The 24,525-nt window shown below is 37.4% G+C and carries 27 protein-coding genes; 11 read left to right on the top strand and 16 right to left on the bottom strand.

Annotated features, from left to right (window positions below; all coding sequences use genetic code 11):
• Positions 1-20: 20 nt before the first annotated feature.
• The 7 genes from IHV10_RS00385 (at position 21) to IHV10_RS00355 (ending at position 6,757) form a co-directional block, all read left to right on the top strand.
• Entirely contained in the window at positions 21-776 is a 756-nt protein-coding gene (locus IHV10_RS00385) for a GTP cyclohydrolase II (protein WP_191754694.1), read from the top strand.
• The gene (gene ribD, locus IHV10_RS00380; protein WP_197126823.1) at positions 769-1,857 is read left to right on the top strand and encodes a bifunctional diaminohydroxyphosphoribosylaminopyrimidine deaminase/5-amino-6-(5-phosphoribosylamino)uracil reductase RibD; all 1,089 of its coding nucleotides are present in this window, start codon (positions 769-771) and stop codon (positions 1,855-1,857) included. Before IHV10_RS00385 ends, ribD begins: the two co-directional genes overlap by 8 nt.
• Before the next feature lie 12 nt (positions 1,858-1,869).
• A complete protein-coding gene (locus tag IHV10_RS00375) occupies positions 1,870-2,448 on the top strand; it encodes a 5' nucleotidase, NT5C type (protein WP_197126822.1) in 579 nt (192 codons plus the stop codon).
• 107 nt (positions 2,449-2,555) lie between these two features.
• Positions 2,556-2,840 carry a hypothetical protein gene (locus IHV10_RS00370; RefSeq protein WP_066391287.1) on the top strand — a complete coding sequence of 95 codons (285 nt, stop codon included), beginning with the start codon at positions 2,556-2,558 and terminating at the stop codon, positions 2,838-2,840.
• 252 nt (positions 2,841-3,092) lie between these two features.
• Positions 3,093-4,157: a GerAB/ArcD/ProY family transporter gene (locus tag IHV10_RS00365; protein ID WP_197126821.1), complete on the top strand. Its 1,065-nt coding sequence runs from the start codon at positions 3,093-3,095 to the stop codon at positions 4,155-4,157.
• 10 nt (positions 4,158-4,167) lie between these two features.
• Positions 4,168-5,643: a spore germination protein gene (locus tag IHV10_RS00360; RefSeq protein ID WP_197126820.1), complete on the top strand. Its 1,476-nt coding sequence runs from the start codon at positions 4,168-4,170 to the stop codon at positions 5,641-5,643.
• Positions 5,633-6,757, top strand: coding sequence for a Ger(x)C family spore germination protein (locus IHV10_RS00355; RefSeq protein WP_197126819.1), 1,125 nt, complete (start codon positions 5,633-5,635; stop codon positions 6,755-6,757). The genes IHV10_RS00360 and IHV10_RS00355 overlap by 11 nt, the downstream gene beginning before the upstream one ends.
• Before the next feature lie 20 nt (positions 6,758-6,777).
• On the opposite strand, the gene IHV10_RS00350 is transcribed toward IHV10_RS00355, so the two are convergent.
• Positions 6,778-7,602, bottom strand: coding sequence for an STAS domain-containing protein (locus IHV10_RS00350; protein ID WP_197126818.1), 825 nt, complete (start codon positions 7,600-7,602; stop codon positions 6,778-6,780).
• Between the two features lie 511 nt (positions 7,603-8,113).
• Between IHV10_RS00350 and IHV10_RS00345 the strand changes: the two genes are divergently transcribed.
• The 3 genes from IHV10_RS00345 to IHV10_RS00335 all read left to right on the top strand — a co-directional run bounded on the left by IHV10_RS00345 (position 8,114) and on the right by IHV10_RS00335 (position 10,376).
• The gene (locus IHV10_RS00345) at positions 8,114-8,422 is read left to right on the top strand and encodes a PadR family transcriptional regulator (RefSeq protein WP_197126817.1); all 309 of its coding nucleotides are present in this window, start codon (positions 8,114-8,116) and stop codon (positions 8,420-8,422) included.
• Between the two features lie 13 nt (positions 8,423-8,435).
• Positions 8,436-9,623 (top strand): chromate transporter, encoded by a 1,188-nt coding sequence (locus IHV10_RS00340; protein ID WP_197126816.1) that lies wholly within the window; start codon positions 8,436-8,438, stop codon positions 9,621-9,623.
• Between the two features lie 192 nt (positions 9,624-9,815).
• Positions 9,816-10,376 carry a YdhK family protein gene (locus IHV10_RS00335; RefSeq protein WP_197126815.1) on the top strand — a complete coding sequence of 187 codons (561 nt, stop codon included), beginning with the start codon at positions 9,816-9,818 and terminating at the stop codon, positions 10,374-10,376.
• Between the two features lie 176 nt (positions 10,377-10,552).
• Here IHV10_RS00335 and IHV10_RS00330 read toward each other — a convergent pair whose 3' ends face one another.
• The 5 genes from IHV10_RS00330 to IHV10_RS00310 form a co-directional block, all read right to left on the bottom strand.
• Entirely contained in the window at positions 10,553-11,623 is a 1,071-nt protein-coding gene (locus tag IHV10_RS00330) for a sensor histidine kinase (RefSeq protein ID WP_197126814.1), read from the bottom strand.
• Positions 11,616-12,311 (bottom strand): response regulator transcription factor, encoded by a 696-nt coding sequence (locus IHV10_RS00325; protein ID WP_197126813.1) that lies wholly within the window; start codon positions 12,309-12,311, stop codon positions 11,616-11,618. The genes IHV10_RS00330 and IHV10_RS00325 overlap by 8 nt, the downstream gene beginning before the upstream one ends.
• A 101-nt stretch (positions 12,312-12,412) precedes the next feature.
• Positions 12,413-13,228 (bottom strand): SDR family NAD(P)-dependent oxidoreductase, encoded by an 816-nt coding sequence (locus IHV10_RS00320; protein WP_197126812.1) that lies wholly within the window; start codon positions 13,226-13,228, stop codon positions 12,413-12,415.
• Between the two features lie 38 nt (positions 13,229-13,266).
• On the bottom strand, positions 13,267-13,962 hold the full coding sequence (locus IHV10_RS00315) for an SGNH/GDSL hydrolase family protein (RefSeq protein ID WP_197126811.1): 696 nt from the start codon (positions 13,960-13,962) through the stop codon (positions 13,267-13,269).
• Between the two features lie 12 nt (positions 13,963-13,974).
• The gene (locus tag IHV10_RS00310; protein ID WP_197126810.1) at positions 13,975-14,562 is read right to left on the bottom strand and encodes a TetR/AcrR family transcriptional regulator; all 588 of its coding nucleotides are present in this window, start codon (positions 14,560-14,562) and stop codon (positions 13,975-13,977) included.
• Between the two features lie 218 nt (positions 14,563-14,780).
• Here IHV10_RS00310 and IHV10_RS00305 point away from each other — a divergent pair, with 218 nt between their 5' ends.
• On the top strand, positions 14,781-15,602 hold the full coding sequence (locus tag IHV10_RS00305) for a DUF3990 domain-containing protein (protein WP_197126809.1): 822 nt from the start codon (positions 14,781-14,783) through the stop codon (positions 15,600-15,602).
• On the opposite strand, the gene IHV10_RS00300 is transcribed toward IHV10_RS00305, so the two are convergent.
• From IHV10_RS00300 to IHV10_RS00255, 10 genes are all read right to left on the bottom strand, one after another.
• A complete protein-coding gene (locus IHV10_RS00300; RefSeq protein WP_197126808.1) occupies positions 15,599-16,369 on the bottom strand; it encodes a zeta toxin family protein in 771 nt (256 codons plus the stop codon). The two genes, IHV10_RS00305 and IHV10_RS00300, sit on opposite strands and share 4 nt — an antisense overlap.
• An 80-nt stretch (positions 16,370-16,449) precedes the next feature.
• A complete protein-coding gene (locus IHV10_RS00295) occupies positions 16,450-17,061 on the bottom strand; it encodes a DedA family protein (RefSeq protein ID WP_197126807.1) in 612 nt (203 codons plus the stop codon).
• Between the two features lie 91 nt (positions 17,062-17,152).
• Positions 17,153-18,463, bottom strand: a complete 1,311-nt coding sequence (locus IHV10_RS00290) for a hemolysin family protein (RefSeq protein WP_197126806.1) — start codon at positions 18,461-18,463, stop codon at positions 17,153-17,155.
• Positions 18,464-18,572: 109 nt separating this feature from the next.
• The gene (locus tag IHV10_RS00285; RefSeq protein ID WP_197126805.1) at positions 18,573-18,983 is read right to left on the bottom strand and encodes a MerR family transcriptional regulator; all 411 of its coding nucleotides are present in this window, start codon (positions 18,981-18,983) and stop codon (positions 18,573-18,575) included.
• 329 nt (positions 18,984-19,312) lie between these two features.
• Positions 19,313-19,681 carry a hypothetical protein gene (locus IHV10_RS00280; RefSeq protein ID WP_197126804.1) on the bottom strand — a complete coding sequence of 123 codons (369 nt, stop codon included), beginning with the start codon at positions 19,679-19,681 and terminating at the stop codon, positions 19,313-19,315.
• Between the two features lie 64 nt (positions 19,682-19,745).
• Positions 19,746-20,315: a hypothetical protein gene (locus tag IHV10_RS00275; protein ID WP_197126803.1), complete on the bottom strand. Its 570-nt coding sequence runs from the start codon at positions 20,313-20,315 to the stop codon at positions 19,746-19,748.
• Positions 20,315-21,181, bottom strand: a complete 867-nt coding sequence (locus IHV10_RS00270; RefSeq protein ID WP_197126802.1) for an ABC transporter permease subunit — start codon at positions 21,179-21,181, stop codon at positions 20,315-20,317. The genes IHV10_RS00275 and IHV10_RS00270 overlap by 1 nt, the downstream gene beginning before the upstream one ends.
• Before the next feature lie 174 nt (positions 21,182-21,355).
• Positions 21,356-22,132 (bottom strand): AraC family transcriptional regulator, encoded by a 777-nt coding sequence (locus IHV10_RS00265; RefSeq protein WP_197126801.1) that lies wholly within the window; start codon positions 22,130-22,132, stop codon positions 21,356-21,358.
• 16 nt (positions 22,133-22,148) lie between these two features.
• Positions 22,149-22,724 (bottom strand): LysE family translocator, encoded by a 576-nt coding sequence (locus tag IHV10_RS00260; protein ID WP_197126800.1) that lies wholly within the window; start codon positions 22,722-22,724, stop codon positions 22,149-22,151.
• Between the two features lie 258 nt (positions 22,725-22,982).
• Positions 22,983-24,392: a SpoVR family protein gene (locus tag IHV10_RS00255; RefSeq protein ID WP_197126799.1), complete on the bottom strand. Its 1,410-nt coding sequence runs from the start codon at positions 24,390-24,392 to the stop codon at positions 22,983-22,985.
• Positions 24,393-24,525 lie beyond the last annotated feature (133 nt).

Here is a 24,525-nt window from a genome sequence, read left to right as displayed (position 1 = left end):
ACTATAAAAGGGGTATAAGTATGTTACAAAGTAAAAACTTAAAAGAAAAAGTTCTCTCTATCCTTGAAGATAAAATACAACTCATAAAAAAAGACGAAGGTGCTATCTATTTGGTAGGACCTATCAAACTTCCTGTTAACCTATATGGAGAAACCGTTGTTTTCAATTGGTACTGCTGGTTAGAAGGCTGTGAGCAGACTGAAAACTTTGAAGAAGTGATTGATAAGCTTTCCTCTGCCAACTTAGCAGAATATCAGCAGTCCAGCGTTTTGGTTTATGGTGACTTTGCATACAATGAGGAAGCTCTTATTCGTATGCACTCGATTTGCCATACTGGTGATATATTCGGCAGCAAGCGATGTGACTGCGGTTATCAGCTCAAGCAGTCGATGAAAATGATCGTAGAACATGGTACAGGTGCACTCTTTTATTTAGCAAACCATGAAGGCCGTGGTATCGGTCTATTTAGTAAAGCAATGGCTTATCTGCTTCAGGAAAATGGACAAGATACAGTTGAGGCTAATGAAAGCCTTGGATTTGTAGATGATTCTAGGAATTATGAAGATGCTATAGAAGTACTGAAAGCACTTCGTTCAAAGCCTGTTACACTTATTACAAACAATCCGAAAAAATTAGAAGCACTCCATCAGGCGGGTCTTTCTGTTACAGCACGAGCACCCATCTGGGGTGATGTATCTGAATACAATGAGAAGTATTTGCAAACCAAGATCAATCGATCTGGGCATCTAGATGAAGGAGTATTTACAAATGAGTAGTCATGAATTCTACATGCAGCTCGCCTTAAATAATGCTAAAGCAATGAAAGGTCAAACAGACCCTAATCCGTTAGTAGGGTCTGTGATCGTAAACCACAATGAAATCGTCGGAGTAGGTACACATCTAAAGGCAGGAGAACCACATGCAGAAATCCATGCCATTCGTATGGCTGGAGATAAGGCGAAAGGTGGTACGATTTATGTTACACTAGAACCCTGCTCTCACCATGGGAGAACGGGACCGTGTGCTATAGCGATTGTAGAAGCAGGAATTAAAAAAGTGGTTATCGCCGCATTAGATCCGAACCCTCTTGTCTCTGGAAAAGGCGTGCAGATTTTAAAAGAAGCTGGAATTGAAATAGAGACTGGAGTGCTTCAAGAAGAATCAAAAAGAATGAATGAAGTGTTCAACAAGTTCATTGTCCAGAAGGTTCCTTTTGTAACTTTAAAGTCAGGCATCACGCTTGATGGAAAGATTGCAAGCCATGCGAACAACAGCAAATGGATTACATCACCAGAATCGCGTGAAGATGTGCATAAAATGAGAAATGAAAATCGAGCTATACTTGTTGGTGTTAATACGGTCATTCATGATGACCCTGAGCTAACGACTAGAATTCCGAATGGTCGAAATCCGCTACGAGTGATTATGGACTCGACACTTAAGATTCCGTTACATTCAAAAGTGGTGACAGACAAGCTAGCTGAAACCTGGGTATTTACAACAGAAAATCACAACAAGCAAAAAAAGCAGCAACTCGAAGCTCACGGTGTTAAGGTGTTCATTGCTGGTGAAACACGCGTTGATCCGCATGAAGTATTAAAAACGTTAGGCAGTAATTTGATCTCTTCCCTTTTAATCGAAGGTGGAGGTACGATTAACGCAGCTTTTCTAGAAAACAAGCTTGTTGATAAAGCGGTTTTCTACATCGCACCTAAGCTGATCGGCGGACAGGATTCACCTTCATTTTTTGGTGGGACTGGGATCGAAAAGATGTCTGATGCCATCCAGCTGCACGATCTTACGGTTAACCCTATTGGACCTGACTATAAATTTACAAGTTATCCTAAATACGAATAAGAGGTATATATAATGAGATTTGGTTTTGACATTGATGATACACTGATTAACCTACGACAACATGCTTTTCATATCTACAATAAAAAATTAAAGAAAGATGTTCCGATCGATGTTTTTGACACGATTGAAACTCTGGAGATTCACGAACCGTTTGGTCTTTCCAAAAAGGAAGGCAATCAGATGTGGATTGATTCTATGGAAGAGATTTATTTTACAGATTGTCCTGCTTATCCTGATGCCATTGAAGTGTTGCAAGAACTTCATAAAGAGGGCCATGAAATCTTCTACATTACAGCGAGACCTGCCAATCATTGCGAAGAAACAAAGAAATGGGTCGAGAATGCTGGATTCCCTGTGCAAGAAGGACGCTTTTTCTGTGGAATGAAAGATGAGGAGAAAATCCATACGATCAAAGATTTGAAGCTGGACTTTTACTTTGATGATAAGCCTAATGTCTTAAATACGCTAACGGAAGAACCTGTTCAGCTTTATGTTAGACATCAGAATTACAACAAAGATTTAGACATGCCTCGTTTGACGAATTGGTCTGAATTAAAAGAGATCATCGAAAAACATAACGATCAAAAATAGTACGCAGTCTTTTGTTTGATGCTTCTTAAGGCAGCACGTTAAAAAACGTGCTGTTTTTTTATACGCTCGTTTTGGTGTATGGTAATAAGACTGGAGGTTAAAATGATATGCTGCTATTCTTATTGCTTTGTTTACTTACTGCAGGTTTTTTTATAGAAATCTTTCAAAAGCATATTTTAAGGGTGAAAGACCCTGATATTCAAGTATTATGGGCAGAATTAGAAAGCGAAGAATGGTTCCAAGAATTAAACGATATCCCTGAGACCAAGAAGTGGATTGAACTAGATAAACAGAACGGCTTATTGAAAGATCCCTATTATGTACGAAAAATAATTGATCAAAACGGACATCGTGAAGGTTACATACGCTACATCTTAGATAAAACGAAGTAATGGCTCAAACAAAAGGTTAATCTTTTGTTTGAGTTTTTCCGTTTGCCTAAAGTAAGCTGTGTGTTATGGATTGAGGTAATCAACAGGGCGTAACTGGTCCATTAATAACTCACGGAATTAAGTTAAAAATTTGCGAAATCCCACCCAAAACTCACGAAAAAATGTGATTAACTTAAGAATTGTATTTACCGATAGAATAATGCCTTCAAATTAAAACAATACTAATTCATATTCAATTAACCGGAGGAGAGTATGAGAATTCAACCTGGTGTAGCTCCCATTCATATTTATGTTCTTTTAATTCTTTCATCCGGCCTCGTAAATCATGTTCTGATTATACCCGTCATCTTATCAGCTTCAGGAAGAGATGCTTGGGTAAGTATTCTTCTTTCAATTATTCCTTACATCCTATTTATTTTACTTATTGGTTCTGCTTTAAAAAAATTAGGAAATCAAGATTTTATACATTTTATAAAAGAACGACTTGGTACAGTCCCTGTTTATCTACTCAGCAGTGTATTTATCCTTTACTTTTTCTTAAATGCAACGATTACTTTCCGGGATACCATTACATGGACAAAAACAAATTATTTAATGGATAGCCCTCCTCTTGCTCTTTGTATTTTGTTAGGATTGCTCTGCTTTTTCGGGACTTATAAAGGACTTCAAGAATTAAGCATGGTAGCTTTGATTGCGTTACCGTTAGTTGTAACATTCGGCTTTTTTATTGCGATTGGAAATATTCCGCATAAAGACTATTCTATGCTACTGCCCATTGCAGAAAATGGCTGGTCTCCTGTGTTTAAAGGTGGCGTGTATGTTTTATCCGGGTTAACAGAGTTAAGTACGCTTTTATTCCTTGTCCATCACACACATAAAACGCTTAAGTGGAAACACATCATTTTTGTGAGTTTTGTTTTAGTAGGACTTATGTTAGGACCAACAATGGCAGCTATTGCAGAGTTTGGCCCTTATGAAGCTAATAAATTAAGATACCCTGCTTTTGAACAATGGAAGCTTCTAACCATTAGCAAAGTGATCACAAGGATGGACTTCCTTTCCATCTTCCAATGGATTTCTGGTGCTTTTATTAGAGTGAGTCTATTGATGTTCTTGGTTACAAAATTGATTAATGTAAAAAAACACAGGATATGGCTAGTTGCTTCCCTATATATTCTTGCGACTGCTTATACCCTTGCTCCTATATCAAACATTTCTGTTTTTAACTTTTTGTATCATTACTTCTTTCCGATACAGATGTATGTGATGCTGCCCATTATATCGATTGTCTGTCTTTATGTTCTAGTTAAGAAATGAGGAATCTGTGATGAAGAATATAAACCGTAAAGAAAATACTAAAATTCACGAACTTCTTAGCTGGTTTAGGCATTCTACAGACGTAGTGGTAAAAAACGATTTATTTGCAGAAAAAACAAATTCTTCATATACCTTAATGTTCTGTAAAGGGCTAGTTGATACCCAATTACTAGAAGAAAGCTTGCTTCCGTATTTAAATGACATCGTTGAGCAGGATGATGTTGCAATGTTTAACTCTTTAAAAAATCGGTTTGTGGTTCATGAAATCAATATTGATTCTACAAACAAAAGAAAGATTGAGCATAGCTTATTTTCAGGACAAGTACTCTTAACCGGTTCAAAGAACAATTCTCTATATGCCATTAATCTTGCAAATATGCCAAAGCGAACACCGGAAGAATCGAATACGGAGATCTCTATACGTGGTGCACGAGACGGTTTTATTGAAGATTTGGAAATCAATTTCGCGTTAATTCGAAAACGTCTAAAAACATCTTCACTCAACAGCAAGTCTTTTACGATAGGTAGAAGAAGCCAAACGGCTGTTTCCTTACTTTTTATCGAAGACATTATCGATTCCGATCTCGTGGTACGGGCCGAACAGCGTCTTTCCAAAATCGATATCGATGCACTCGTATCAAGCAGTGAACTAGAAGAAGAATTATCAGATTCCGTCTTTTCCATTTTTCCCCTGATTGATAATACAGGGCGTCCTGATTTTGCGGTCCAATCATTACTTCAAGGAAGATTTGTCATTATAGTAGACGGTTCACCTACAGTTCTCATTGGTCCCGCTTCTCTTGCGATTACGTTAAAATCTCCAGAAGACGCTCATGCCAGTTTTTACATGGTATCATTTGAACGAGTCCTTCGATTTACAGGACTTTTCACAACCATTACATTACCAGGCCTCTGGATTGCATTGACAACATTTCATCCAGATCAGCTTCCTTATCCCCTTCTTGCAACCTTAACACTCTCTCGAACAGGATTACCGTTATCGTTGCCACTTGAAATGATGATTATGGTCGTTTTGTTTGAATTGTTTAAAGAAGCAGGAGCTAGACTTCCTAGGGCTGTTGGTCAGACCGTAGCGGTATTAGGAGGATTAATCGTTGGGGATGCGGCAATCCGAGCAGGGTTAACCTCTCCTACAACACTTGTTGTTGTAGCTATAACGATGATTGCCAGTTATACGTTCGTTAACCAATCATTGAGTGGAAATCTGCTTTTCTTACGGATATATACCCTTCTCATGTGTGCTACGTTTGGACTGTTTGGATTTTTCATCGCTATGCTTAGTATATTCTTGCTAGTCAGTTCCCTTCGTTCCTTTGATTATCCATATATTGAATCCTTAGCTACACCAAATGTGGCTGATACGTTTAAAACATTTTTCAAGGCTCCTTTCACTCTCATGAAAAAACGATCTTCGTACATGTATCCAAAAGACGCTACTCGGCAAGGTGATCGCAATGAGAATTAAGCCAAAGATCATGTTCCCGTTGTTTTTCTTGCTACTTACGTTAACAGGTTGCTGGGGCTCCAGGGGCATTAATGAGCAGCTCTATATTGAAGCCTTAGGTGTGGATTATAAAGATGGTAAATATATCGTTTATACCGAATCCGCTGTCTTCTCATCAATCGCTAAACAAGAAGGCGGTGGCGCTCAGGCAGCTGACTCTCCTGTTTTAGTCGGCAAAGAAGAAGGAGATACCCTTACAATGGCTTTCAGGAAGTTAGAGAAATCTTCTCAGTTCCCACTATATTACGGACACGTGCAAGTGATTCTGTTTAGCGACAGGGTCATTAAGGAAAAGCTGAGTGAAGTCATTTCTCACATCGGCCACGACCCTTTAATTCGATTTACAGCTTGGATTTTTGGTACGTCTGAAGATATTAGCGACGTATTGAAAGCGAAATCTTTATTTAAACAAGCACCCACATATAAAGTTTTGTTTCATCCAGATACGATGTTGATAAGAAACCACTCTGTTAACGCATTATCCATGCAGGTGCTGTTACGAAATGGCAACGAACCATTTGGCTCAACCATAATCCCAAATGTAAAGTTAGTCAAAGGAAAGTGGCTTGAAGATAATGATAAGCCTGTACTACCTACTTTAAATGGTGGGTATGTGCTTAAGGATATGAAGTTTAAAGGCAAGTTAGATTATGAACAGCTTCGTGGACAAGAATGGTTAACTAAAGAAGAAAAAAAGAACAAGCTTGAAGTACCATTAGGGGATACCGTTGTACAACTGGAAGTAAATGGATATAAAATACATCTAAAAGAGCCTGTTCGAAGAGAGCTCAAGTACACAATAGAAGTTAAAGCAAAAGCAACAATTGATGAAAATTTAGATATTGTTCCTCGTAAAGAACTTGAAAAGAAAATCATCCAAAAAATGAAGAAGGATATTAAGCAGACTTATTTAAATGGACTTTCCATAGACAGTGACATTTATAATTTAACCCGTTCTACTTATCGAAAGTCACCGTCTTTAGTTAAAAAGTATGCTTTGCAGAACGACTCTTTGGATTCAGTCAAAGTGAAAGTTCAAATCGTTCATGCAGGAAGTCAGAAGTATAAAGACTAACGAAAAAACTAGCACGCATGCTAGTTTTTTTGTTTGTTACTTTCTATCGCTTGTTTTACATTCGCAAATGTTTTTATGGATGAAAAATCAATACCTTCAGAAACCGCACTAATCGCTAGCTCAGGACGCAAACCAGTCACCATTACGTTAATACCAAGTAATGCCAAAACACGGTATACATTAAAAATATGAGATGCCACTTCAGTATCAATGTCGACGATTCCTGAAAAATCCATGATCAACCGTTCAACTTGAAGTTCAGGGATTTTAGGCAGCACATGATTCATAAGATGCTCTGTTCGATCAGCGTCGATGGTGCCAATCAATGGCAAAACAGCCAGTCCATTCTCTATAGGCACGACAGGTGTAGAAAGCTCACGAAGCTCTCTCTTTGTTTTCTCTAAAATCTCCTCTGACTTTCGTTCAAAGGCAAGAACCGTTTCATTAATGCTTACGTCCAGCATATGATGAACACGCTTAATGATTAATACGACATCTTCCGTAGAAAGTCCGAAATCAATGCTTATATTTAAAATAAAATCCGCAAACACCATTCGAGTGTCAGGATAACGGATTAATATATCAGAGATTCGATGATGCTTTGCTGCTGTTTTCTCTCCATTTTCTCGACTCCACTCCAACAGTTCTTCAGGGACAGAACCTTCTTCACAATCGATAGATTCACTTAAAAAGGATAGGAATTCGGAATAAACTTTTCTGGCCTGACTAATGTCAGTATCGCTTACTTGGAAACCAAACTGCCCAATAATATCATCAACGATTTTATTAGCTAGAAGCTCTGCATTTTCTTTTAGATAATGGGCAACCGTTAATGTTGACTTCATCTTCTTCACTCCATATCAAGAAAAATAGTTTTATTATCATACCTTCTATGATTTTATCACTAAAAAACCAGTAAATGGCTAAACTGTGAAAATAATAACAGAGACAAGTGTTGAAAGATTTTGAAGAATTTTTTCGCATTGATGGTTGTTCTTAGGTGTAGTTGTTTTCTGTTTCAGGATGTTCGCTTTTCGCGTTGCGTGCGGTGTGCACCATGAATGATAGACATTCAAGAGATTTTACTTACTCCTAAATGTACAAGGCAATACTTCATATGTGAGCTTTCTCATCGATCATTGACGAGATACTTATCAGTTGGTATCCATGACTTCCTCTCCAATCGGCTTGTTATTAAGAGAAACAATCAAATTAAATCTTCTTCTACAGTAGAAATATAAAGAGTATGTAAATCTTATAGTGATTAGGTTGAAAAGAAAAGTAACTCATGTTATTTTTATTTCGAAAACCGATATAGGTAATCGATATTGAGATGCGAATATAGGCGGTGATTATATGGAAGAGAAAACTTTACGAAAACTTTTTCTTGGTTTCATACAAATACACATTCTGCATCATGCGCTTGAACACCCAATTTATGGCGTATGGATGCTAGAAGAACTCAGAGAACACGGCTATAACATTAGCACAGGTACACTATATCCGATTCTTCACTCCATGGAAGCAGACGGACTTTTGACAAAGGAAAACAAGAACGTTGAAGGAAAAATTAGAAAGTACTACACCGCAACTGAAAAAGGACAGATTGTCTTAACTGAAGCAAGAACAAAAGCTTATGAACTTTTTAAAGAAATAAAAGAGTAAGAGGTGATCATAAATGACACAAAATAAAAGCCGACTAAAAATATTAATAGAAATACTTATCGTATCAACAAGGCTTGGTCTCACTTCTTTTGGTGGTCCAATTGCGCACCTAGGCTATTTTCATGAAGAATATGTAAGAAAGCGCAAATGGATGGATGAAAAAAGTTACGCAGACCTTGTGGCTCTCTGTCAGTTCCTCCCTGGTCCTGCTAGTAGCCAAGTAGGAATCGGAATCGGTGTTATGCGAGGTGGCGTATTAGGAGGAATTGTATCCTTTATCGGCTTTACTCTCCCTTCCGTTATTGCGCTCATCGTTTTCGCACTTATCTTGCAGGGATTAAATGTTTCTGATCTAAGCTGGATTCACGGATTAAAGCTCGTAGCCGTTGCAGTTGTGGCACACGCCATTCTAGGGATGGCTGAAAAATTAACGCCTGACCTAAAAAGAAAAACCATCGCATTGCTAGCTTTAATCGGAACGCTATTGTGGCAGACTGCGTTCTCTCAAGTAGGCGTAATCCTGCTTGCGGGCATATTAGGGTTTTTATTATATAAAGATCAGACAAATAACGATGAAACAAAATATGAATTTCCTATCTCAAAAAAGTTTGCTGTTATCTGTTTGAGTTTATTCTTTGCGTTACTTCTTCTGTTGCCGCTCTTAAGAGATGCGACTTCTAACAGTTGGATCGCTATTTTTGACAGCTTCTATCGTTCTGGATCACTTGTATTCGGAGGCGGCCATGTGGTTCTTCCGTTACTTGAGCGAGAATTCGTACCATCTGGTTGGATCAGTGAAGAAGCTTTTTTGGCTGGTTATGGAGTAGCACAAGCCGTACCAGGACCTCTTTTTACGTTTGCAGCCTATATTGGAGCAGTGATGAATGGATGGCAAGGTGGATTACTTGCTACGGTTGCAATCTTTTTACCTGCTTTTCTTTTAATTCTAGGTACGCTCCCCTTTTGGAACATGCTTAGGCAGAACGCTAAAATCAAAGGTGCTTTAATGGGAGTAAACGCTGCTGTGGTTGGAATTTTAATCTCCGCCTTCTATCAGCCTATATGGACAAGTACGATTATAAAACCAATCGACTTTGCGTTTGCAGCTGTATTGTTCAGCATGTTGGTATATTGGAAACTGCCTCCATGGGTAATCGTTGTAACTGGTGCACTTGGTGGTTTGTTGATGTCATTTCTATAAATATAATTAAACGTTTGTTTAAATTTTTGAAAAAGAAACTGCTTGAGTTCTTACTGAATTCAGCAGTTTTTTTCTCTTTGAATTAACAATCTCTTCACAACTTCTACATAAGTGTCTTTTATGCTAGTCATATGTTCATAAAGTTCTTATGAAGAAGAATACTAACACTAGCCCATAGAGGAGGTTTTATTAATGGTAAAAAATAAACTATTTATTACGATGTTGCTCTCATTCTCACTCGTTCTTTCAGCATGTGGACAAGATGAGCCAACAAAAAAGAATGAAGAAAGTCAAGACCATGCAGATCACGGAGAAATGAATCATTCAGGCACAGGCGAAGTTCCTGAAGAACTAAAAAAGGCAGAAAACCCAACATATAAAGTTGGAAGTAAAGCGGTTATGAATGCGGATCATATGAAAGGCATGGACGGCGCAGAAGCTACAATCACAGGTGCATATGATACAACCGTATATACCGTAAGTTACACACCTACAACAGGTGGAAAAAAAGTAAAGAATCATAAGTGGGTCATACACGAAGAGATCAAGGATGCAGGTGATAAACCGCTAACTCAAGGAACAGAAGTTACTCTTGAAGCAGACCATATGAAAGGTATGAAAGGCGCAAAAGCTACAATTGATTCTGCTGAACAAACGACCGTCTATATGGTCGACTATACGCCTACAACAGGTGGAGAACGCATTAAGAACCACAAATGGGTAACAGAAAGCGAGTTATCTAAGGACAAATAATTTTTATGGGCCGTCAATTTGGATTTATAGGCCTTAGAAATCTTTTATGGACCCTTAATCTACATTTTTAGGCCCGAAATCTCTTTTTATAGTCCTTCAAATAAGTTTATAGGCTTTTCGACAAAAGCACACATGAATATCAAAAAAAGCCGGCGTCCCAAATAACGCCGGCTTCCTTATCTGAAAAACTTTATACTCATCTCAGTACCTTGCTTGTACTCCCCATTTACCCAAATCTGTCCTTCGTGAGCTTCAACAATTCTTTTTACAATCGTCAAACCGATCCCGCTGCCTCCATGTTCCCTGTTTCTTGATTTTTCTCCACGATAAAAGCGTTCAAACACGTGTTTAATCTCTTCTTCAGAAATGCCGATTCCTGTATCACGTATTGAAATAATAACTGATTCATCATCAACATAGGTGTTAACCAACACTTCCCCTCCTCTAGGTGTATACCTTAGAGCATTGCTGAACAGATTCATGAACACTTGGGTAATACGTTTTGCATCTAAATTTAGTACAACGTCCTTATCCAGTTCCTTTCTTAATGTAATGTCCTTTTGAACAAACGCTCCAGAAAAAGCATCTATACTTTTTATAATGATGTCGTTTAGTTGTTCAGACTTTTTATTAAGTGAGAACTCAGGTGATTCCATAGCTGTTAAATACTCAAGATCTTGCACTAAAGAGATTAACTGTTCAATTTCAGTTTTAAGTGACTGAATTCTAGCTGTGGTTGGTTCGAAAACACCATCTTCGAAAGCCTCAAGATGACTTTTTATCGTTGCTAAAGGTGTTCTAAGTTCATGTGCAATATCTGAAGTCATATTCTTACGAAAAGTTTCCTGTAATTGTAGTTTTGCAGCAAGTTGATTAAGAGATGTTCCCAAGTCATTTAGTTCATGATTCCCAAGCACCTTTACTCTGACTTGAAGTTCGCCTTTCGCCATCTTTTCTGCAGCTTTCCTCATCTCTACCATGGGTCTCGATAAATTCTTCGCGACGAAATAACTAATAATGCCGACTAATAGAATAGCGCCAATCGACGTCCAAAGAACAGAACTTAACAAAGCCTTTTCAAAGTGATGTGTTAAAGGCTCTATACTTTGAAATTCAGGTACATCTTTTTGAAACATCGTAAAGTGATAATGAACTTCATACATGATGATAAGACCTGCAATGATGAGAATGGATGACGCAGCCAAAATAAAAATGAGTGTCAGCCTTGCATGCAGACCTTTAAACATGGCTGCCTCCAGTAAACTTATATCCTACCCCAAACACTGTAACGATATAGCGTGGGTTCTTAGGATCAGTCTCTAGTTTAGACCTTAAGTTTTTTACGTGTTGATCGATAGTCCTGGTGTCACCTTCATAATCGAATCCTAAAATCTTCTCCACTAATTCATCTCTTGAAAAAACACGATTTGGGTGCCTGCCAAATGTCAGCAGTAGCTTAAGCTCAATTGGTGTAAGGTTGACAAGGTTTCCGTGTATGTATACTTCTTGTTTACGAGCATCGACTTTAAGTTCTCCTTCGTTATAGGTAATATGCTCAGCCAACAAGCCCTCATCTCCTGATCGGCGTAAAATCGTTTTAACTCGTTGAACAAGTTCGCGCGGACTAAAAGGTTTCACCATATAATCATCAGCGCCGATGGCTAATCCGTTGATGCGATCTTCCTCACTCACCTTTGCAGTCAGCATTAATATCGGTAACGTATGTGTTTGCCTAATTCTCTGACAGAGTGCTTCCCCACTCATATCTGGCAACATAAGGTCAAGAATTACGAAATCTATAGAGTAATTGATTAGATAATTAATAGCTTCCTTAGCAGTAAGAGCTTCTAGCGTATTGTGCCCTTCCTTCTTCAAATAAGAAGAAACAACTTCCAATAGCTTTGGTTCATCCTCCACGATCAAAATGGTTTTCACGATTACTCCTCCAAAACTTAGATTACTTTTATTATAACGAAGTATGTACGATTAAATAAAAAATGAACTGCCCTAGAACATTAGCAGTTCATCTTAACTCTTTAAACTAGCCTAGCTTTTCGGCTTACTCTACAGACCAACCTCATCAATCCTCTATGTGCTACAGGGAATAACGTGAAAAAAATGTCCAACGTTCTTCGCATCGGCATGGGGCATATAATAACCTTATTTTTATGTATGCCGTCTATTGTTAATTTTGCTAGTTTTTCTGGAGACATCATCTTTTGTTTTTGAAATTGCTTCATAATCACATCTTTATCTATCTGAATTGCTTTTGCTTTCTCGAAGATTGGTGTGTCCACAAACGTTGGGCAAAGTGCGCTCACTTTAATACCGAATTCTTCTGCCTCATAATGAAGGGAAGTTGTTAATCCAACTACTGCGTGTTTCGTAGTTCCGTAAGCTGCAGATACGGGAGATGGACCTAGGCCTGCAGCTGAAGCTGTGTTAACGATATGACCAAATCCTTGTTGTTTCATTACTCGATATCCTGCGTTAGTTCCATGGATGACTCCCCAAAGGTTAACATTCATTATTGTTTTCCAGTCATCCAAGGTCGTATCATACAATTCACCGTACATCGCGATGCCAGCATTGTTAAAAAGATAATCTAATCTTCCGAACTCCTGATATACTTCTTTGACAACATTCTCTACACTTTCTGCATCGGTTACGTCTAAGTGTAGATATCTAGCATTTATTGTCTCTTTGTTTAACTTTCCTTCAATTTGTCTGCCTAATTCATGATTGATATCTGTGATGACCACAAACACGTTTTGTGAGACGAGCTTCTCACAAAGGGCGTAACCGATACCTGAAGCTCCACCCGTTACAATCGCAACTCTCCGTTTTTCCATCAAATCAACCACCTCTTGTATTAAATAGTCTATAATCCTTAAAGTATAGCGTTCTTATTGGTAGATCGATGTTGATCGATAATCGCTGCATATTCATCTGCAACAATTTGAGCGCCTTTACTGTTCAAATGAATGCCATCTAATGTGAGATGCAACCCACGGTTCTTTGACAACTGATCAATTCTTGATGGTTTTTTATAAAAAAGAACATCTTTCATAACGGTTAATACTTTTGTACTGATATAGTCAGAACTCTTTATGGAAGAGAGGTGTTGTTCAAAAACAGTCTGTAGGTTAAGTGTGGAAACATTTCTATGCTTGTGAGCGATGGATGTGATGAGGGTACATAATTGTTTAATCTCTTGATTCGAGACATTATTCAGGTCCTCACCAACTATTGCTGGGGTAACCGTAATTACAACTTTTGAGGAAGACAAGACACACAATAAAACTTTTTGATAATACGCTTTAAACTCTTCATGATCTTTTGCAACAGGCTGGGCTTGAACACTTAGTAATTTTGAATAGACATCATTAACACCGATCCAAAGGAAAGCAAGATCAAAGGTTTCTAATTTCTTTTTTGTTAGACGGCTATGCAAGCTTTTAACAGACTCCCCTGGTTTGCCGAGGTTCACAAACGTCATGTGTGGATATTGATTCTGTAAGAGTTTTAAAAAAGAAACACCAGGTCTTCCTTCTGTCAGACTGTCACCGATTAATCCGATTCTCATACCATTTCCTCCCTATTTTTGAATGGACTCTAAAAATATACGTACAGCATTCTTAAAAAGCGGCTCTAAGCTGTGAAGTTCTTGAGTATTTGTAAGCTGACAAAGTCCACCAAGCCATGTGCCGATCAACACCGTCCATTCTTCCACGTTGCCTTTCTTAAATTCGCCTTCTTCTATCCCTTGAACGAGTATGGCACGATAGGCACCCATGGGAATGACCGCTAATTCATACAGCTGCTTAATGGATTCTGGACTAGATTCAGGATTGGAAGCAAGTTCCTGTCCCCCTTTTAAGAGAGGAGTTTGGTAATTATAAAGAACATGCATAGCCATTCCATAAAGCTTATCGGATGCACAAGTAAATTCAGGTTCTTTATTCATCCACTTCAAATACCATTCCTTCATCGTTCGTTGAGCTAATAATACAAACAACTTTTCTTTATTCTCAAAATGATAATAAATGTGTCCTTTGCTATATCCAGAAGCTTTTGAGATATCGGAAACTGATGTTTGTGTGTACCCTTTTTGTGAAAAAAGTAAAAAGGCTTTTTCCATGATTTCTAGTTTTGCTGATTCACTGTTGTATCTTCTTTTGCTCAATGATTTATTTCCTTCCTTTAATTTGAACGGCCGTTCTAATTTTATTATACATATTTTAACAGATAATGAAATGCATTTTCTTACACATTCACAAAATTGTAAATATTAACAAAAAACACCCCAAAGGAGTGTGTTTGCCAAATATGTACTATTAAAATCTCCATCTGTAACCTTCTTTTCCATTTTACATATTACATGTATAAGGGGGGGCGATCACTTTGCTTTCAAACGATCGATATCGTACAGTCTATCATGGTACTACATTATTTGCTGCTAAGCTTATCCAACAAAACGGTATCTGGATAGAAGCACAAAGATTGAGAACTGATTTTGGCCAAGGCTTTTACGTAACTTTCAGTAGAGAACAGGCTAAATCCTGGTCTTATTTTAGAGCGAAGAACAAGCAGCTTTCACCCCATATACTAAATTTATTAAACCTCACTGAGTCAGATTATCTAAACCACCCAGATACAAAAATTCCAGCTTATTTAGCATTCTCAGTGGATTTACATGCCCTGCGAAGATTACAGGGCAGGATTTTTCCTTTGCCACACGAGGTGAAATGGCAATTAAATAAGGATGCTTGGAAAGACTTTGTAAAAACATCTCGTAAAGGAATTAAGCATGGTTACGACTTTGTATATGGTCCTGTTTGGAGTGGACATTTTAACAGTACAGGTGAAATAAAAGCATCTCCATTTAAAGAACAACTTTCGTTTCATAACAATAGAGCTCTACATTGTTTATCGAGTCCGATGATTATCAAGCCCCCACCAAAAAAGTGGATGAACAGTTCAGAATTCAAAAATCACGATCAAGAAGCTTTTATATCAGAAATCGGTAAAAACCTTATGATAATAAGTACAATGAAAGAGAAACAAGCCTATTCCTTCATAAAAAAGTATTTGATAACTCATTCATTCTCAGATCTTCATTTCCATGAAACAGCACTTTACTGGGCATTCTCTATCTTCTATCAATCCAAACGGATATGGATTGACGAATACGAACGCTGTCTCGATTCCTTCATTCAGCTCTAATCGTACTCTTTTCTCAAAAATTCATTATATCTATTTTCATCTGTAAAATGGTTAGAGATAAAGAGCTTTAATCCATTTTGATTGTCATACCCCTCAAAAAATGACACATCCTCTTTAATAGCTAAAAACGTTCTTGGAATACGCCGATGTGTATGTTCAATAACATGCCGAGGTACAGATCGCCCCGTTTTTTTAGCTCTAATTGCTTCTCTTTCGATTGCAACATTAACAGGAACATCTACGATATATACGACTACTTCATATCTTCTTTTTTGTAAGCTGTTCACAAGAGATACATATTTTCCTGTTTTCGCCATCGTTCCTTCTAGCAGGAACGACCTTTTTGTTTCTACTATGTGTTGGACTAACTTTTCTGATACATCAACCGATTCTTTATGAACAAGTGCAGCGGCTGAACTAGGGAATTTTTTTTGAAAGGATTGATACTCAGGTATTAATTTTTTTATTTCGTCCGGATCAATTGTGATCAAATGTCTTCTCTTCTTTTTGATGTTTTGTTTCACGATACTTTCACACAAAGATGTCTTACCAGAAGCACTCCCTCCCCCAACTAACACGGCGATCGGAGGTTGAAAATTATCCATTTTTGATCGTTTAATGAGCGTATCTATAATTTTTTGATGCAGAGCTTCTCGTTCCTGTATATACTTATTGTTTTTGTCTGTAAAGACCACTTTGGTTTCTTTGAACGGGAGACCTCTAACCCTCGAAGTGTATAGAATCTTTGAAACCAGCCTACTCCACATCTTTTTCACCTCCAAAAAAAGAATCCCCTATCACTAGGAGATTCTTCAAAACGTCCAATTATGTTTTTAAAAGAGTAAAATTAGCTATTTTGTCTGCGTTTGCGTACATAAAGAATGATAACAGATACAAAGAGTAACGCCAAAACAGCATAGATGATTTTGGAGTAAACGTCCATATACCCTACAATTACTTCCCATGACGCTCCAAAATACGCACCCAAATTAACGAGAGCAATGTTCCAGATCAATGTTCCGAATGTTGTAAGAACAAGGAATAAACCGAAATTCATATTAGACATGCCCGCTGGAATGGAGATTAGACTTCTTATCAAAGGAATGAATCGGCAAAAGAATACCGTCCATGGGCCATATTTATCAAACCATGCATCTGCCTTATGAATATCCTTTTTCGTTAATCGAAGGATATGCCCCCACCTATCAATAATCTTCTCCATTCGTTCAACATCTAGTTGCAATCCTACACCATATAGAATCACCGCTCCTAGAACAGAACCCACTGTTGCTGCTAAGATGACTCCTACTATATTTAAATCTGAAGAGTTCGTCATGAACCCTCCAAAGGTTAGGATGATTTCAGATGGAATCGGAGGAAATACGTTTTCTAATGCGATTAACAGCAGAATCCCCCAGTATCCAAATTCGTTCATAATATTGATTAACCAATTCTCCATAACTAACTCCTTTGTTTCTATATCTAAATTGCTAAGAACAACTACTGCTTTTTTATAAAAAAGACGTGCAGAGCTTGCACGTCTTCTTTGATTAGTTAATAAATTCTTCGTTCTTCACATTTAATACTTCAAGTGACTTAACATGATACCCATCGATTTCTAAAATCTTGAAACGATAGTTTTCCACTGAAACCTCATCGCCCATTTTGATCTCCATCTTTTCAGAAAGAATCCATCCACCAATCGTATCAACATCTTCATCGTTAATGTTTAGACCAAAAAGATCGTTCACTTCTGAAATCAATACTTTACCGTCAAGAATTGTTCTGTTTTCATCAACCTTTTTGATATCAGGCACTTCATCCTCATCAAATTCATCTCGAATTTCGCCTACGATTTCTTCAAGAATATCTTCAACCGTAACAAGTCCTGAAGTACCACCATATTCATCGATCAAGATCGCCATATGAACACGTTCTTTCTGCATTTTTAATAATAGATCATGAATAGGCATCGTTTCAAAAACCTGAATAACAGGTCTTACATACTCTTCGAGTGAAGCATCTGGATTCTTGCCGTTAACGAAGTCTGTTAATACTTGCTTCATGTTTACCATACCGATAACACTGTCTTTATCTCCATCTATGATCGGATATCGAGTATAGTTCTCTTCTGTTACAACAGCAATGCTTTCTCTAACTGTTTCTGATTTATCCAGTGTTACCATATCAACGCGAGGTACCATTATTTCTTTAGCGGTACGGTCGTCGAATTGGAAGATATTATTTACATATTTAAACTCTGACTGGTTGATTTCACCGCTTTTATAGCTCTCAGAAAGAATGAGTCTCAACTCTTCCTCCGAGTGAGCTAGTTCATGTTCAGATGCAGGCTTCAAACCAAACCATCCTGTAAAGATACGCGCAGATCCGTTCAATGTTTTAATAAACGGATACATGATTTTATAGAAAAACATGATTGGCTTTGCAATTCTTAACGTAACGGCTTCCGCCTTTTGAATAGCGAGTGTTTTTGGTGCAAGCTCTCCAATAACTACGTGTAAGAATGTAATTAAAGCAAAGGCGATAATAAACGATAAGATACTTGAAACAGACTCAGACAGATCAAACTCTACAAAAAGAGGATGCAACAAGTGCTCTACCGTCGGCTCTCCTAACCACCCTAATCCTAATGCTGTAATGGTTATACCAAGCTGACAGGCTGAAAGGTACTCGTCGAGGTTTCCGACAACCTTTCTAGCAGCTACCGCTTTCGTATTTCCTTCTGCAACGAGTTGATCCAGTCTTGTTGTACGAATCTTTACAATCGCGAATTCGGTAGCTACGAAAAAAGCAGTCAACGCAATTAAAATAGCTACCATAATTAAGTTAATAATCTCCAAATGTTCTCCTTATGGCTACTTTAACCACAAGGAATACACCTCCCAGGTTGTATAAATAGTTTTATTTTCTTTTAGTTCATTAATCCAAAAGATATCTCTCAACTATTATTTACCCGAAAAGTAAAAGTAATGAATGCGCTAAAGTCATGCCTTGAGGAGAGACTTTATTTAAGAGCAGCTCTCTTTGCTTATCGTTTAAGCTCTCCATGATCGGCTTGATCTCCTTAATCTCTGCCTCTAGGTGTTTCATGAGCTCAGTAATCTGGTCCACGTACTTCTCGACCTGTTCATTTTCAGTACTTTTCAATTTAACTAGTCCAATCACAGACTTGATCTCATGTAAGGGCATGTTGAGTTTCTTATAATGTTCAATCAACCCTAAGACATGAATCGTCTCTTCATCATATAATCGATAATTCGAATCCGTTCGAAGAGGCTGGAGTAAACCGATCTGGGAATAATAGTCGATGGTTCTTTTAGATACATTTGTTACCTCTGCTAGCTCACCAATGCGATACACCTTCCCAATTTCCTCACCTCTTCCTCTTGATAATTACATACAATGTACAATAGAGAAAACCATACAGTCAACTGGACAGTTTTACATGTCACTAAACGTTCAAAAAAGAATGGCTGTTTCGTAAACTTTCTTGTGTGAAAGAAGTTGATTTCCGTTTCAGATACTCGCTTTCCGAGGGCAAGCGGTAAGCCACATTCGTTCGTTTCACTCTTAAGTGTCTCACCTGGCAACTTGCCCTAGCCAAGAGTCTCGCATCTTCCACTTCAATCAACTATCAAAGGACATAAATTTTGAAAGTAATTATATATTAGAAAAACTGCATACGTTTGTTAATCTCGTGTTACTACTTTGAAGTTAAATTCTTTAAGTGCTACCTTTTTGATTTCCTTTTGCTTTAACCTCTTTGTTTGAGTGGCTGGCTCAGAATTCATATTCTTTTCTAGACCTTTTACAATAAGATTCAAGGAAAGAATCGTTAAGGTAAAAGCGCAGATTGGAACAAGTGGAATCCACGGATATACAATGAATAGATCAAAATAATCACCAATTAGCCCTGACCATTCATATGTAGTGGTAATCGGAGCAGCTTGCATGATGCTATAATCAATTTTCGTTCCACCAAGATAAAGTTCGAACAACCCGAGATGGGCTAAAATTAATAAGACCTGGATAACTTGCTGAGTGAAAATGATCAGCAATCGACGATATACGTGTACGATGACATGCTTACGAAGGATGAAAAAAGAACTTGCTCCAAGCGTCCTAGCACTCTGGATAAACTCTTTTTTTAGGATGATCGAGATTTTCGTTTCCGATTACTAAAGATACTGTTGGAAGAGCTAATAATGTTAACAAAATGATCTCATACCACACTCTAGTTGCAAATGAGTACTCAAAACCTTCAAAAGCTTGGTTCAAGACCGGCCTTAATAAAAAGTAAGCCAATAACACAACCGGAATATACTGAAAAGCATTACTTAATGCGGATAGAACCCTTTGGTATTTTTGCAGGTAAAACGCATAAATCGTTCCTAACACAAAGGAAAAAAACATTCTAATGCCCGCAATAAATAGACTCAAACCGATCGTATACTTTGCTCCTTCTATGATGACATGTAACAAGTGCCTTCCGTTCGTATCTGTTCCTAGCCAGAAACTCTGCGACGGTTTAAAGGGAGCTGCATCTACAGGATAAGCATCTATATAAATAGCCTGCGTCTGTTTAATCTCCCCATCAAAGAAAATCCCATTTATACAGCTTGCTAGCAAAATCCCAACTATAAAACTAGATCCTAATAGGATATAAAAATTACGCACAAAAAATGTTTTCACTATAGGACCACCTCTTCGTTATTGAGTTTTTTGATACAAATTTTAAAAACAAGCAATAACAAATAAGTTGGTAAAAGTAGCATAATGAGTCCTACAACAAAAAGTTCAGGAGACAAGTACATAAAAAGAAATGAAGTAAACCCATTCATATTTAGGATATATTCCAATACTAACAGGTTTGAAAGCATCATCCATAATATCGATTTTGATTGATAAAAGATGCTCATCAATGTGTTTCGATAAACATGGAAAGGTAGAATCGCGATGAACGGAATCCCTTTTGCTCGTGCAAAAACTACATAGTCCATTTTTATTTCTTCTTCTAAAGAAAGCATAAACATTTTGAAGAATTGGACGGTAGGTAGAATCGATAACGCTATGATAGGAATGAAATAAGATCGTTCATCAGGGAGAGAGGTAAATGACATCACAAGTATTCCGGTTTTCTTAAAAAACCAAACAATCCCCATTTGTATCACGGCAACGATAAACAGGTCAGGCAAAGATTCTAGAACAAATACAAGAAACGATACGAATCTTTTTGCCGACTTAGAAAAAAAGTTTATAGTAACAAAACTCAGTAGTAGTCCTAGCAAAATGGAAAGAAAAAAAGCTGAAAAATAAACTGCCAGGCTATAGAGATATGGATTAAAGATTTCAGGGAATAGTAGGCGTTCTGGTTTGGTAATGTAATAGGTAATTTCATGTGGATGCAGCAGACTAAGAATCAGATTCTTCGTTTCTATGAGATAAGCACTAACGTGAATCTCAGTTCCTACAATCAGGATAGGTAAAGCTCCGAACAATATAATCATACAAATCGTTAGAAATACTGGAACAGCATTTTTTAAAAGTCCCACTTTCATTCACACATCCTTTCTAACAAAACTTTATTAGTAAGACGTATGTCATGTATGTTCTTATTCATAAAAAAAAACATCCCTGTAGCAGGAATGTTTTTGGTGAATATATGGTATTAGAACGTTGCAGCTGTTAGCTTCAATATTTTTGCATCTACGTAGTATTCACTTGACCTTCTCTCAATGTATATGTGACAGATATTCAAATGCAGTTGTTCCATATACACTTTTAAAATGTTTATTTAAATGGGTTAAATCTACAAAGCCACACTCAGTAACTGCTGAATAAACATCTCTATTTTTTTCTATTAACTGCTTTGCATGCTCTACCTTGCAGTTAAGAAAGTATTGGTAGGGTGAAATGCCAGTATGAGCCTTGAATAATCGGATAAACTGATATTTGGACAAATTAAGATCCTTACATATCTCTTCAAGTTTAAATACTTTTTCTAAATCTGTATGAAGTCTATCCTTTATTCTCTTAATCATTGCGTGATCTTTCTTATTGTCAGTAGAAAGATTAGTTTGAATAAGGCTATCGGTGAGGGACAAGAATAACTCACTGCACACTGCTTCATCTTTTCCGCTTAATATTGCACCTGAAAGATTCAATATTTTTTGTTCAAGTCTTCGATCATACACAATAGGCGTCTGAAAACGTACGATATCCTTTTTCTCAATAACCTCTAAAAGCAATTGCGGCTCAATATATAACATTACATAATCAAGGCCTGTCTCGTCATGTGCCATTCCGTCATGCGCCTGTTCTGGATTAAAAAGCATAACTCCATTTTGATAGGATAATTGTAGACTGCCATCCAAGTTATATCGTTGAATCCCACGCAATGTTACACCAATGGCATACTCCATGTGAGAATGCTTTTTATAAGTAAAATCAGTGAAACTTGCTGACAACGCAGTTATTCCTGCTGATTTTTTATAGATAAATTGATCCACCTTATTCACCTCTAACCTACAGCCATATCATAGTTGCAGAACACACTAAAAATAACGCCATCATTATATTAACAGGCTTGTTATGCTTATGTAAAAACGCCTTGAAAATTGTACCGAAAAGAACCCAAGTTAAGAATGCTAAAAATCCTATAAGAGTAATAGATAAAACGCTTAGCGCCACTGCAAACTTGGAGATATAGTACGGCAAAATAAAACTGGGGATTACAGTCATTGTAAATAAGACAACCTTTGGATTCAAAAACTGCATAAGAAATCCTGACATAAAGGTAGCAGTTTGATTTCCGGTTGGCTTTGATGAACCCATTTTGTAAATTTGAAAAGCGAGATAGAACATATAGAAACTACCGATTAACTTCATAACTATTAATATTCTTGGAATAATTGATAGAAGAATTGTGTTTAGCATAGCTGAAACAACAAGTAATACACCAAAAGCGAAGGTAGCTCCATAAGTATAATTCATTGCTTTCCTTGTACCAAAGTTATGTACTGTGGATAATATAACGATATTCGTCGGTCCTGGTGTAAACGTAACAACAAAACAATATACTAAAAAAGATGTAATATTCATGAAGAAAACCCCCTCCGACCTATTTCCTCATAAATATACATCCTAAAATTAATCAGCATATAGTATGTTATTGCAGTTGCATATAAAGCTAACGCTAGATATTTTTTATCTCACTTTATGTGGTGGGTTTATAGAATAAATTTTTAGAGACTAAGTAAAAAGAAAAATAAATTTTATTTCAATATTAGAATTTAAAAAGCCCCTTTAAATACAGTTAAAAGCACCCCAGATGGAGTGCTTTTTAAACACTTGTTTAACCTATAGATACTTCCGATGCACCGTCTTCCCATCATACGTAAACAAAACAGGCTTTTGCTCAATCCTCGTCTCCATATGAACAGGACGACCCCATAGATAATGAAGATGTGGAAGCACTTTTTCAAGATATTTCACATCGAGTTCCATATCTTCAAAGCTATGATTAAGGTAGAGCTCTCCGTTCTTCATATAATCGGCGTCGTTCACTGTGATGTAAGGAAATCCGCCATTTACTCGCATACTCACAAGTTGATCACGTACTTCTTCCCACTGCTTATCGACTACCTTATATTCCTTGCCCTGCTTTTGAAATAGGTACATGTCTTCACGCTGAGCAAGATCTTTCGTTAAATAATTTCGGATAAATGACATGTCAGATTCTAGTTCGCGTACTTCGAACATCTTCTCTCGTCCAGAGCCTGGTTTCACGCCTTGCCTGATCAGCTCTTCATCAGGGTTGTTATAGCGTTCTTCGATGTCTTTAAATATCTGTAAGCCAAGATAATATGGATTTATCGATGTCTTGGACGGTTGAACGACTCCTGCGTTTAGTTTCGCGAACTCAATTGTTTCGTGAGAAGTCAAATCCATTTCTTGCAGGATCTTCGCGTGCCAATAAGATGCCCAGCCTTCGTTCATGATTTTTGTTTCAAGCTGTGGCCAGAAATAGAGCATTTCCTCTCGCATCATGGATAAAATATCGCGCTGCCATTCTTCAAGCTCGCGGCTATATTGTTCAATAAATAACAAAATGTCCTTTTCAGGCTGCGGTGGAAATGATTTTTTCTTTTTCAATACTGGTTTTGGACCTTTTTTGTCGTCTAGCTTCCATAGATCATCGTAAGGCGTTTCCTTCTTAGGCGTAAGATCTTCTTCGTCTTCAAATACATAATTTAATTTGTTTCGAACAAGTGAAGGATCGATGTGTTCTTGTATGGCGAGAATAGCATCTAAGAACTGTTCAACCTCTTTTTTGCCGTATAGATGTTCATATTGACCTACTCGTTCAGCTGTAGCCGTCATGCATTCAACCATGTCTCTTCTCGTATTTGAAAAGCGAACATTGTTTTTGAAGAAGTCACAGTGTGCCAGAACATGGGCAATGATTAATTTATTCTGAATAAGTGAATTCGTATCAAGTAAGAATGCGTAACACGGATCTGAGTTGATAACGAGCTCATAAATTTTACTCAATCCTAAGTCATATTGAAGCTTCATTTTATGAAACTGTTTTCCGAAGCTCCAATGAGAGAAACGGGTTGGCATTCCGTACGCACCAAATGTATAAATAATATCGGCAGGACATATCTCATACCGCATCGGATAAAAATCAAGGCCAAAGTGGTCAGCAATCTCGGTAATTTCAGCTATTGCTTTTTCTAGCTCCTTATTTTGCAAGTCCCAGTTCATATTTTCCCCCTCCTGCTATTTCCTTACTTTTAACTGTATGAAACAAAACAGGCATTCATGAGAAAACAAGTGAAATATTGGACGGGTTTTAAAAACTTCTTTTATTAAAATAAAAAGGCGAACCCATTTTCAC

This window comes from Fictibacillus sp. 5RED26 (genome assembly GCF_015903895.1).
Taxonomy (GTDB): domain Bacteria; phylum Bacillota; class Bacilli; order Bacillales; family Fictibacillaceae; genus Fictibacillus; species Fictibacillus phosphorivorans.
This window is presented reverse-complemented; position numbering and strand designations above follow the sequence as displayed.

Excerpts from the sequence above, each read along its gene's own strand:
- IHV10_RS00385 (WP_191754694.1), top strand. The coding sequence starts at position 21 with ATGTTACAAAGTAAAAACTTAAAAGAAAAAGTTCTCTCTATCCTTGAA.
- ribD (WP_197126823.1), top strand. The coding sequence starts at position 769 with ATGAGTAGTCATGAATTCTACATGCAGCTCGCCTTAAATAATGCTAAA.
- IHV10_RS00375 (WP_197126822.1), top strand. The coding sequence starts at position 1,870 with ATGAGATTTGGTTTTGACATTGATGATACACTGATTAACCTACGACAA.
- IHV10_RS00370 (WP_066391287.1), top strand. The coding sequence starts at position 2,556 with ATGCTGCTATTCTTATTGCTTTGTTTACTTACTGCAGGTTTTTTTATA.
- IHV10_RS00365 (WP_197126821.1), top strand. The coding sequence starts at position 3,093 with ATGAGAATTCAACCTGGTGTAGCTCCCATTCATATTTATGTTCTTTTA.
- IHV10_RS00360 (WP_197126820.1), top strand. The coding sequence starts at position 4,168 with ATGAAGAATATAAACCGTAAAGAAAATACTAAAATTCACGAACTTCTT.
- IHV10_RS00355 (WP_197126819.1), top strand. The coding sequence starts at position 5,633 with ATGAGAATTAAGCCAAAGATCATGTTCCCGTTGTTTTTCTTGCTACTT.
- IHV10_RS00350 (WP_197126818.1), bottom strand. The coding sequence starts at position 7,602 with ATGAAGTCAACATTAACGGTTGCCCATTATCTAAAAGAAAATGCAGAG.
- IHV10_RS00345 (WP_197126817.1), top strand. The coding sequence starts at position 8,114 with ATGGAAGAGAAAACTTTACGAAAACTTTTTCTTGGTTTCATACAAATA.
- IHV10_RS00340 (WP_197126816.1), top strand. The coding sequence starts at position 8,436 with ATGACACAAAATAAAAGCCGACTAAAAATATTAATAGAAATACTTATC.
- IHV10_RS00335 (WP_197126815.1), top strand. The coding sequence starts at position 9,816 with ATGGTAAAAAATAAACTATTTATTACGATGTTGCTCTCATTCTCACTC.
- IHV10_RS00330 (WP_197126814.1), bottom strand. The coding sequence starts at position 11,623 with ATGTTTAAAGGTCTGCATGCAAGGCTGACACTCATTTTTATTTTGGCT.
- IHV10_RS00320 (WP_197126812.1), bottom strand. The coding sequence starts at position 13,228 with ATGGAAAAACGGAGAGTTGCGATTGTAACGGGTGGAGCTTCAGGTATC.
- IHV10_RS00315 (WP_197126811.1), bottom strand. The coding sequence starts at position 13,962 with ATGAGAATCGGATTAATCGGTGACAGTCTGACAGAAGGAAGACCTGGT.
- IHV10_RS00300 (WP_197126808.1), bottom strand. The coding sequence starts at position 16,369 with ATGTGGAGTAGGCTGGTTTCAAAGATTCTATACACTTCGAGGGTTAGA.
- IHV10_RS00295 (WP_197126807.1), bottom strand. The coding sequence starts at position 17,061 with ATGGAGAATTGGTTAATCAATATTATGAACGAATTTGGATACTGGGGG.
- IHV10_RS00270 (WP_197126802.1), bottom strand. The coding sequence starts at position 21,181 with ATGAAAGTGGGACTTTTAAAAAATGCTGTTCCAGTATTTCTAACGATT.
- IHV10_RS00260 (WP_197126800.1), bottom strand. The coding sequence starts at position 22,724 with ATGAATATTACATCTTTTTTAGTATATTGTTTTGTTGTTACGTTTACA.
- IHV10_RS00255 (WP_197126799.1), bottom strand. The coding sequence starts at position 24,392 with ATGAACTGGGACTTGCAAAATAAGGAGCTAGAAAAAGCAATAGCTGAA.